General features: G+C 53.6%; 10 protein-coding genes. 9 read left to right on the top strand and 1 reads right to left on the bottom strand.

Translation table 11 applies throughout. From position 1 onward, the window contains the following. Nucleotides 1–88: 88 nt before the first annotated feature. The 9 genes from CZ787_RS13070 (at nucleotide 89) to CZ787_RS13030 (ending at nucleotide 7,394) form a co-directional block, all read left to right on the top strand. On the top strand, nucleotides 89–442 hold the full coding sequence (locus CZ787_RS13070) for a CidA/LrgA family protein (RefSeq protein WP_087109905.1): 354 nt from the start codon (nucleotides 89–91) through the stop codon (nucleotides 440–442). Next, nucleotides 432–1,154 (top strand): LrgB family protein, encoded by a 723-nt coding sequence (locus CZ787_RS13065; protein ID WP_087109903.1) that lies wholly within the window; start codon nucleotides 432–434, stop codon nucleotides 1,152–1,154. Before CZ787_RS13070 ends, CZ787_RS13065 begins: the two co-directional genes overlap by 11 nt. Before the next feature lie 73 nt (nucleotides 1,155–1,227). Further along, complete coding sequence (locus CZ787_RS13060) at nucleotides 1,228–2,286, top strand: type I glyceraldehyde-3-phosphate dehydrogenase (RefSeq protein WP_087109901.1); 1,059 nt, start codon at nucleotides 1,228–1,230, stop codon at nucleotides 2,284–2,286. A 58-nt stretch (nucleotides 2,287–2,344) separates the two neighbouring features. After that, nucleotides 2,345–3,514, top strand: a complete 1,170-nt coding sequence (locus CZ787_RS13055) for a phosphoglycerate kinase (RefSeq protein ID WP_087109899.1) — start codon at nucleotides 2,345–2,347, stop codon at nucleotides 3,512–3,514. A 66-nt stretch (nucleotides 3,515–3,580) separates the two neighbouring features. Then, complete coding sequence (gene fba, locus CZ787_RS13050; protein ID WP_087109898.1) at nucleotides 3,581–4,645, top strand: class II fructose-bisphosphate aldolase; 1,065 nt, start codon at nucleotides 3,581–3,583, stop codon at nucleotides 4,643–4,645. Nucleotides 4,646–4,782: 137 nt separating this feature from the next. After that, nucleotides 4,783–5,133: a hypothetical protein gene (locus tag CZ787_RS13045; RefSeq protein WP_087109897.1), complete on the top strand. Its 351-nt coding sequence runs from the start codon at nucleotides 4,783–4,785 to the stop codon at nucleotides 5,131–5,133. A gap of 219 nt (nucleotides 5,134–5,352) precedes the next feature. Then, nucleotides 5,353–6,051, top strand: a complete 699-nt coding sequence (locus tag CZ787_RS13040; protein WP_087109895.1) for an HAD family hydrolase — start codon at nucleotides 5,353–5,355, stop codon at nucleotides 6,049–6,051. Between the two features lie 2 nt (nucleotides 6,052–6,053). Beyond that, nucleotides 6,054–6,428, top strand: a complete 375-nt coding sequence (locus CZ787_RS13035; RefSeq protein ID WP_087109893.1) for a translation initiation factor Sui1 — start codon at nucleotides 6,054–6,056, stop codon at nucleotides 6,426–6,428. A 57-nt stretch (nucleotides 6,429–6,485) separates the two neighbouring features. After that, nucleotides 6,486–7,394 (top strand): nuclease-related domain-containing protein, encoded by a 909-nt coding sequence (locus tag CZ787_RS13030; RefSeq protein WP_087109891.1) that lies wholly within the window; start codon nucleotides 6,486–6,488, stop codon nucleotides 7,392–7,394. 11 nt (nucleotides 7,395–7,405) lie between these two features. Here CZ787_RS13030 and CZ787_RS13025 read toward each other — a convergent pair whose 3' ends face one another. Beyond that, nucleotides 7,406–8,737 carry a deoxyguanosinetriphosphate triphosphohydrolase gene (locus CZ787_RS13025; RefSeq protein ID WP_087109889.1) on the bottom strand — a complete coding sequence of 444 codons (1,332 nt, stop codon included), beginning with the start codon at nucleotides 8,735–8,737 and terminating at the stop codon, nucleotides 7,406–7,408. Nucleotides 8,738–8,982: the final 245 nt, after the last annotated feature.

The raw sequence follows: 8,982 nt of genomic DNA, 5'->3' as shown, positions 1-8,982 counted from the left end.
AATCCGCCCCCGCGGGTGAGCTGTTCAAGCACTTCGGCTTTACGGTTGAGAATATCCTCAAAAATGCCAATGAACTGCTTGGCTAACAATGCCTGCACTTAATGGCTTTTTATGGCTAGTGAGTTACTGGTTGATCGGTGAAGTAACGGTTTACTTTACCGGTCTTCCGGTTTCATCCGGCGTTGTCGGTATGCTGTTATTAACCGCAACGCTAGCCGTTTGGGGACGAGTCCCCTCGACAATCGCCGCCGCAGCGCAGCCATTAATCGGCCTGCTTGCCATGCTGATTATGCCGGGCGTGGTGGGCGTGTTTTTTATTCTTGATGAGCTTGCAGGCCAGTGGCTAGCCATTCTTTGTGCGCTGATTGTGGGTACGCTATTAAGCGTAACCACCACGCTGTGGCTACTTAAGCGCCTGATGGAAAAAATGCATGCCCGCTAATGCCCTGCTAAGCACCTTAAGTACGACGCCGCTGTTTGCCGTTGGGCTAACGTTAGCGGCGTTTTTGTTGGGTAACCTGATTTTCAAACGATTAAAAAAGCCGACCTGGCTACCGGCTATTTTGATCGCTGCACTTCTGCTTGCTGCCACGCTTGCCGCCATTGGCCTGCCGTATGACACCTATCGGCAGGATGCCGCTTGGCTGACCTTTTTGTTAGGGCCCGCAACCGTCGCCTTGGGTATGCCGCTTTATCAGCAGTTGCCGCATATTCGGGCACTATGGCGACCTCTTACTATCTGCCTGCCGATTGCAGCCACGCTGGCGGCTTGCTACGCCCTGCTAATTGCCTGGATGTTGGGTAGCTCACCCCTTATTCTCGCCTCTATTGCGGCAAAGTCCGTAACGGCGCCTATCGCGATTGGCATTACCGAGCAGATTGGCGGCTCGGTGGCGCTCTTGTTGGGCGCACTGCTGATTACCGGCGTTGCTACCGCCGCGTTCGTCAGCCTTGCTGCACGCTTTTTAAACATTGAAGACGAGCGCATTATCGGCTTTGCGCTGGGGCTAAACGGCCATGCGATCGGAACGGTAAGAGCGTTTGAAATCAGCCCGGCCGCAGGCGCCTTTGCCTCTCTTGGGATGAGTCTTACCGGCATTTTCACTGCCCTGATGCTGCCTTTCGCTTGGCATCTGATAGGCGCAGGCGGTTGAAATACGCTATTATTGCGAATGTTTTTTATTTATTGACGGTCACTGATTCACCTTCCAAGAGCCGCTTTCTTACATGGCTACATCTGCCTCTACACACGCTGCTCCTACCTATCGCATCGCCATTAATGGTTATGGGCGTATTGGCCAGTGCGTATTGCGGGCACTGATTGAACGTGGCGACTCGCGTCTTGAGGTCGTCGCTATCAATGAGCTTTCTGACTTGGCGACGATTACCTACCTGACCCGTTACGACACGACTCATGGTCGCTTTCCAGGAAACGTCGAGAATGACGGTGAAGCGTTAGTGGTCAACGGACAGCGCATTCAGGTGCTATGTGAAAAAGATCCACGCCAACTTCCGTGGAAAGCGCTGAAGGTTGATCTAGTTCTTGAGTGCTCAGGTAGTTTTAAAGATCGCGCGACAGCCGAGCAGCATCTAAGTGCTGGCGCAAAGCGCCTGCTGTTTTCACAGCCAGCGGAAAACGATGTCGATGCAACGATCGTGTGGGGAATTAATCAGCACGAGCTGACACTCTCTCAGCGCATCCTATCAGCGGCTTCTTGTACCACCAACTGTTTGGTTCCTTTACTTACCGTACTCGACGAAGCGCTGGGGCTGGAGCACGGAGTAACCACGACCATTCACTCTGCGATGAACGATCAGCCAGTGATCGATGCTTACCATCAAACTGATCTGCGCCTGACGCGCTCGGCCATGCAGTCAATTGTGCCGGTGGACACAGGGCTTGCGCGCGGCATCAGCCGTTTGATGCCACATCTGGAAGGCCGTTTTGAGTGTTTACACGTCCGCGTTCCCACCATTAATGTTTCAGCGATGGATGCCGCACTGACCGTGCGTCGCGACACCAGCGCCCAGGAAATCAATGGCCTGCTGCATCACGCTAGCCAGCAGCGTCTTACGGGAGTGCTGGGCTACACCGAAGCGCCCATGGCCTCCATTGATTTTAATCATGACCCACATTCCGGCATTTTCGATGCGACCCAAACCCGCGTCGCTGGAAAACGCCTTATCAAGCTTTTATGTTGGTTTGATAACGAGTGGGGCTTTGCAAACCGCATGCTCGATATTGCCCAACGGTTAGCCGTGCTTTCCCGAGATCGCGCCGCTTAGTCGTATCGGCTAACTATCACTACCCGATTCACCGCCGGAAGACGAGGAAACCGCTCACATGAACGTGCAAAAAATGATGGATCTGCCTTTGGAAGGGCAACGCGTGCTGATTCGCGAAGACCTGAACGTGCCGATTAAGCACGGCAATGTCTCAAGCGACGCACGTCTGAAAGCGGCGCTGCCTACCATTCAGGCGGCGATGAAAGCGGGCGCTAAAGTCATGCTGATGAGTCACCTTGGCCGCCCAACCGAAGGTGACCCCTCTGATGAGTTCTCACTCGCCCCGGTGGCCAAACATTTAAGCGACCTGCTAGGCCAACCGGTCGAGCTGATCAGCGACTACCTTGAGACACCACCGACACTTGAAAATGGTCAGGTCGCGTTGCTTGAAAACGTTCGCTTTAACGTAGGCGAAAAGAAAGACGCAGAACAGCTCGCCAAACAGTACGCGGCGCTATGTGATGTATTTGTAATGGATGCCTTTGGCACCGCCCATCGCGCTCAGGCCTCTACCCACGGCGTTGCTCGCTTTGCACCAAGCGCGTGTGCGGGCCCACTGTTGGCGCAAGAGCTCGATGCGCTTAAAAAAGCCTTGGCCAATCCGGCGCGCCCCATGGCTGCGATTGTGGGCGGCTCCAAAGTCTCTACCAAACTTGATGTGCTTAATTCGCTATCGGATAAGTGCGATCAACTGATCGTGGGTGGCGGCATTGCCAACACCTTTATTGCCGCAGCAGGCTATAATGTGGGCAAATCGCTCTATGAAGCCGACCTGGTTTCCCAAGCGAAGGCACTGATGGAAAAGGTCTCCATTCCATTACCAACCGACGTTGTCGTGGCGACCGAGTTTTCTGAATCAGCCGATGCGGTGGTTAAGCCGGTCGACCAGGTTAACGACGATGAAATGATTCTGGATATTGGCCCTGAAACAGCGGCACATTTGGCCAGCATGCTCAAAGACGCGGGCACCATTTTATGGAATGGCCCAGTGGGCGTATTTGAGATTGACCAGTTTGGTAAAGGCACGGAAGTTATCTCCCAGGCCATTGCCGATAGCAATGCATTTTCTATTGCGGGCGGGGGTGATACGTTAGCCGCCATCGATAAATATGCGATTGCGGATCGCGTCTCGTATATCTCAACCGGGGGCGGTGCTTTCCTTGAATATGTTGAGGGCAAGCAGCTGCCTGCCGTTGCCGCGCTCGAAGCAGCCGCCAAACGCGGTTAACATTAAACGAATTGAACCTGCATATTTTCGCACTCGTTCACACTGATAACTAAAGAAGGTGACCCCATGGCTTTGATCAGCATGCGTCAGATGCTCGACCACGCTGCCGAATATGGCTACGGTATTCCGGCGTTCAACGTTAATAACCTTGAGCAGATGCGCGCCATCATGGAAGCAGCTGACGCGACCGATTCGCCCGTTATCGTTCAAGCCTCTGCAGGCGCGCGTAAATACGCAGGCGCACCTTTCCTGCGCCACCTGATTCTGGCTGCCGTTGAAGAGTTCCCACATATCCCGGTAGTTATGCACCAGGACCATGGCACCAGCCCCGCGGTGTGCCAGCGCTCTATTCAGCTGGGTTTCTCATCGGTCATGATGGATGGCTCGCTGGGTGAAGATGGAAAAACACCGACCGACTACGCCTACAACGTTGATGTGACGCGTCGCACCGTTGAAATGGCCCACGCCTGTGGCGTTTCCGTTGAGGGTGAGCTGGGCTGCCTGGGTAGCCTGGAAACCGGCATGGCCGGTGAAGAAGACGGCATTGGTGCGGAAGGCAAGCTGGATATGGAACAGCTTCTGACCGACCCGGAAGAAGCCGCCGAGTTTGTTAAAGCCACCCACGTAGATGCCTTGGCCATCGCCATCGGCACGAGCCATGGGGCGTATAAATTCACCAAGCCGCCGACAGGCGATACGCTATCTATTCAGCGTATCAAAGAGATCCACGCGCGCATCCCGGATACCCACTTGGTCATGCATGGCTCATCTTCTGTACCGCAGGAGTGGCTTGAGGTGATCAATCAGTACGGCGGCGAAATTCCGGAAACCTACGGTGTGCCGGTTTCCGAGATCGTTGAAGGCATCAAGCACGGCGTACGTAAGGTCAATATCGATACCGACCTACGCTTGGCCTCTACTGGCGCCGTACGTCGCTTTATGGCTCAGAATCCGTCTGAGTTTGATCCGCGCAAATTCCTCAAGGAAACCATTACCGCCATGCGTGATCTGTGTATCGCTCGCTACGAAGCCTTTGGCACCGCGGGCAACGCCAGCAAGATCAAGCCGATCAACCTTGAAGAGATGTTCAACCGCTACGAGCGTGGCGAGCTGGATCCGAAAGTTAAATAAATTCAAGTATGACGTAGGTTAAAAGACGGCCATTTGGCCGTCTTTTTTGTGGTTAACACGCAGCGGATACAAATAAATATTGCTTTGCAGCATAGAGAGGCCAACACTGAACAGACGTTCATCCTCGGAGCTAATTTATGAAGCACGCGACACCGACTGCCTTAATTCCCATGTCCCCTTTCGCCATGATGGATGCTTGGAAAGTCGGCATGATGGCCCTCGAGCTTTGGACATCGTCCCTTTCGACGATCAACCACCGCAATCAGCTATGGCAAACGCAGCCGTTTTTCAGCCCAAAAATGATGAAAGAGAACCAACGTATGGTGACGGAGAAACTTGAAGCCAGTATGGAGGCGGGTTTCGCCATGCAAAAAACGTTACTGAATATGCTCAGCGGACAACATGCGCCCTGGTGGGTCACCAGCCGTCAGGCCATGCAGCCTTACCATCAGCGTAGCAGTGCCAATTCGCGCCGTTTATCGCGCTAGTCGTAACGGACCCGGGTGCAGATATCACCTGGCATATAACGGTCCCTTGCCGGTTTTCGCTATTTCTTCGTTAACGCATCGTGCATGACTGGTTTATTGCGGCATTAGCTACAAAAAATTACGAAACAGTGTTCACAAAAGCCTAAAAATCTCGTTCAATAGGCATTGGGTAGTGTTCAACCAACACTGGTAGCGTTTAAGTCGCTGCAAGGAACCACAATGCCGCTCCCACTTTTGCTGTTTGACTGTGATGGCACCCTCGTCGATAGTGAACCTCTTTTAGCTGAAGAAATGTCGATAGGGCTAAACGCTGTAGGATTGCCCTTCGTACCAGCTGACTATCTTGGTGAGTTTCGTGGTGCTCGGTTCCGACGCATTGTCGCCGAGTTACAGCAACGCTACGGCGAAGTGGACCCTGACCAACTCGCCCACATGGAAGGTGCCATGCGGGCCAATCTGGCTAATCGCCTTGCTGAAGAGCTGACACTGATCCCTGGTGCCAGAGAGGCGCTGGATAACTTGTCAGCCTATCCAAGTGCCGTTGTTTCCAACGGTCCTGAAACCAAGATTCGCACGGCACTTCAGGCCACCGGCCTAAACGATTACTTTGGTCATCGTCTGTTTAGCGGCTACACCGCTAACTGCTGGAAGCCTGAACCCTGTTTGCATCTGCACGCAGCCAGTATCATGGGCTATAGTGCGCATGACTGTATTGCCATTGATGACGCCCTGGTGGGTGTTCGTGCGGCACTTGAGGCCGGGATGACGGTCATTCATTTAAATCGCTTTCCCGATGCCGAAGAGACGCCAGAAAACGCTATCATGATTAGTAATATGTACCAGCTACCCACTGTTATTGAACGCCTTTACCAAAAAGCCTGGAGCCTCCCCATGCCACAACGCTCAGTAGGAGGGTGACAATGGCCTCTTTACGTGACCAGCTTGGTGGGCTTGTATATTCAACGGAGCATGGTAAAACGTGCCCGGAGTGCCGTGAGGCACTGGATGCCTGTAGCTGTGAGGAAAACAGTGAGCAAGCACGCCTTGCTGCGCTGGATGGTATCGTACGCATTCGCCGTGAAACCAGTGGGCGTAAAGGTAAAGGTGTTACGACCATTAGTGGTATCCCACTGCCCAGCACGGAACTAAAAGCGCTGACGAAAACGCTTAAAAAGCGGTGCGGCACGGGAGGAGCAGTCAAAGATGGCATCATTGAGATTCAAGGCGACCATCGAGATACGTTACGAGAAGCACTAACCGCGCAGGGTTATCAAGTTAAGCTAGCTGGCGGTTAATCCGTTTCTCTCATCAGGCCTGCTATAAGGTAGGCCGTTAAAAGGCAAGGCACTGCAATGGTTTGGCTGGAATACCTGCTACCGCTCATCTTTTTATTTCCCATGGCCGCGATGGGCGGCATCGTATTAGCCCTGCGCAGCCTGCATGATGCGCGCGTTGAGTCGCCTTTTGATGCGCCACTGCGTGAACCAGGGCAAGCATTACGCCATCGCCTTGACCAGGCCTTCTCAAGTCTTTTCTTAAATGGTGCTTTAGGTCCGATTATTAGCCTGGCCCCGCTGGTATACGGCATGGGAAGAATGTTGTTTGTCAGTCAACAAGATTGGGTGGAGTGGGCACTCTATGGCCTGTTAAGCACCCTGCTTGTGTTAACGTTTTCCTTATTATTGATACGTGATTACCAGCGCATCCGGCGACTAAAACTTGGCCTTGCTTGCGAACTGGCGGTTGGCCAAGAGCTTGAGCGGCTTATTCGTCCTGAGGCGCATCCTTACTACGTATTCCATGATGTACCAACCGACAGTTTCACTATCGATCACGTGGTGGTTACGCCGTATGGCGTGTTCGTGCTGGAAACGCGGGCGCGTGCATTAGCCATTGGCTCAGACGGCCGAGAGCTTAATACCGTGGCGGTTGAACGCGAGCGCTTACGCTTTCCTCATTGGCATGAGCGCCGCCCACTTCATAAGACACGTCAAGCCGTTAGCTGGCTTACCCAGTGGCTTGAACGGCGCTGTGGTGTGCCGGTACCGGTACGGGGCGTGCTCGTATTGCCCGGCTGGGAAATTGACACCACCGAGGCAACTGGCGATGTGCTGGTGGTCAGTGGAGAGCAGCTTGCCAAGCAGCTCACTGACCTCAAACCTGGCACGCTAAGCGACCCAATCCATGACAAGATCATTTATTTGCTAATGGAAAGGGCGAGGCTGGTAGAGTTACGTCATCTCCGCCAGCCATCGGTCTGATGCGTTATTGCTTAATCGCCGCGTAAACGACCACCCATCTCCTGAGCAAGATCAACTGCATAGTGGTCGGTCATCCCGCCGATAAAGTCCAGCATGCGTCGATAGCTATCGTAAAGCGGCCAGGAGGGCAACGGCGTATTCTCTCCGATTAGCGCCAGTACACGCTGATGCTTGAAGGATGACTGTCCGGTATGGTGCAACTCATGAGCGGCGCCAATAAAAGCCTCCAGTAGAATGCCTAGAGTGGTGTAGGCACCAATCTCTAGTTTGGCCTTACGCTCATTTTGGAAAATACGCTCGCGGGCCAGCTGCTTCGCTGCTTGTACGCCCCAGCCTAAATCCGGGTGGCACAGCTCAAGCAGATCCTCTTTTAGCGTGCCGTTTAACAGCGCCTGTTCATGCTGAACAAAAACCGCACCGACATCGTTAACCGCACGCTCCATGGCAGCACCGCGTAATAGGGCGATTCGTCGGCGCTGCGATACCTGACGATCCTCCATATCCGCATACTCAGGCGGGAACTCTCCAGCCACTTGCCGAAGGATTTCCACGACTTCTTCATAACGCAGAATGCCCATTTCTAAGCCATCTTCCAGGTCCAGCAGGGCATAGCAGATATCATCGGCCGCTTCGACTAGCCAAGCCAACGGATGGCGGCACCAGCGCTGCTCCCCCTGAGGCAGCAGACCCACTGCGTCGGCGACCTCTTTTAAGAGCGCCTGTTCAGACTGATAACAGCCAAACTTACCTGCTCGCCCGCTATAGCGTACGGTCCAGGGGTATTTCAGCAAGGTCCCAAGCGTTGCGGCCGATAAACGCATACCGCCGTTAAACTGGTTATATTCAATCTGGGTAATAACACGAAAGCCCTGAGCATTGCCTTCATACGTGAGCAGGTCTTCCCGCTCCGCTTCTGACAAGCCATCCAGTAGGCCGCTACCTTGTGCGCGGCGAAACCAGTCGCGGATCGCGTACTCTCCGGCATGGCCAAAAGGCGGATTACCAATATCATGGCCCAGACAAGCGGTTTGCACGATAACACCCATATCAGCAGGTGTAATCCATTCTGGCAGGCGATCATGTAAAAGTTCACCGACAATCATGCCTAAAGAGCGGCCCACACAGCCCACTTCCAGCGAGTGAGTCAAACGTGTGTGGATATGATCATTTTCAGTTAACGGGTGTACCTGGGTTTTACGCCCCAAGCGGCGAAAGGAACCTGAAAAAACAATTCGGTCATGGTCTTTATGAAAGGGGCTACGGCCAATTTCGCGCGTGTTATCCGGGCGTTGATCGTGCAGACGTCGTGGGGAAAGTAACTGGTCCCAGCGCATTTGTGTCATGGCAATCCTCCTTGAGGCGAGCATTTTGACACAAAACGCGTTAAGACGGCACGCGGGGAAAGAAGTGAGTGATGAAGGAGTTGGTTATTCTTCTTTTTTTATGGAAAACAGCCTTCATCCAGCAACACGGCACTTCATATTCCACGCATAAAAAAATCCCCCGAGGGCTGAGCCCCGGGGGATTTTGGGTATAAGTGCCTGACGATGACCTACTCTCGCATGGGGAGACCCCACACTACCATCGG

Origin of the sequence: Halomonas citrativorans, assembly GCF_900163645.1 — a bacterium.
GTDB lineage: Bacteria > Pseudomonadota > Gammaproteobacteria > Pseudomonadales > Halomonadaceae > Vreelandella > Vreelandella citrativorans.
The sequence above is the reverse complement of the archived record's forward strand: the minus strand, read 5'-3'. Positions and strand labels throughout refer to the sequence as shown.

Bases quoted from the DNA above. Each gene is read 5' to 3' on its own strand.
- CZ787_RS13070 (WP_087109905.1), top strand. From the start codon at position 89: ATGCCTGCACTTAATGGCTTTTTATGGCTAGTGAGTTACTGGTTGATC.
- CZ787_RS13065 (WP_087109903.1), top strand. From the start codon at position 432: ATGCCCGCTAATGCCCTGCTAAGCACCTTAAGTACGACGCCGCTGTTT.
- CZ787_RS13060 (WP_087109901.1), top strand. From the start codon at position 1,228: ATGGCTACATCTGCCTCTACACACGCTGCTCCTACCTATCGCATCGCC.
- CZ787_RS13055 (WP_087109899.1), top strand. From the start codon at position 2,345: ATGAACGTGCAAAAAATGATGGATCTGCCTTTGGAAGGGCAACGCGTG.
- fba (WP_087109898.1), top strand. From the start codon at position 3,581: ATGGCTTTGATCAGCATGCGTCAGATGCTCGACCACGCTGCCGAATAT.
- CZ787_RS13045 (WP_087109897.1), top strand. From the start codon at position 4,783: ATGAAGCACGCGACACCGACTGCCTTAATTCCCATGTCCCCTTTCGCC.
- CZ787_RS13040 (WP_087109895.1), top strand. From the start codon at position 5,353: ATGCCGCTCCCACTTTTGCTGTTTGACTGTGATGGCACCCTCGTCGAT.
- CZ787_RS13035 (WP_087109893.1), top strand. From the start codon at position 6,054: ATGGCCTCTTTACGTGACCAGCTTGGTGGGCTTGTATATTCAACGGAG.
- CZ787_RS13030 (WP_087109891.1), top strand. From the start codon at position 6,486: ATGGTTTGGCTGGAATACCTGCTACCGCTCATCTTTTTATTTCCCATG.
- CZ787_RS13025 (WP_087109889.1), bottom strand. From the start codon at position 8,737: ATGACACAAATGCGCTGGGACCAGTTACTTTCCCCACGACGTCTGCAC.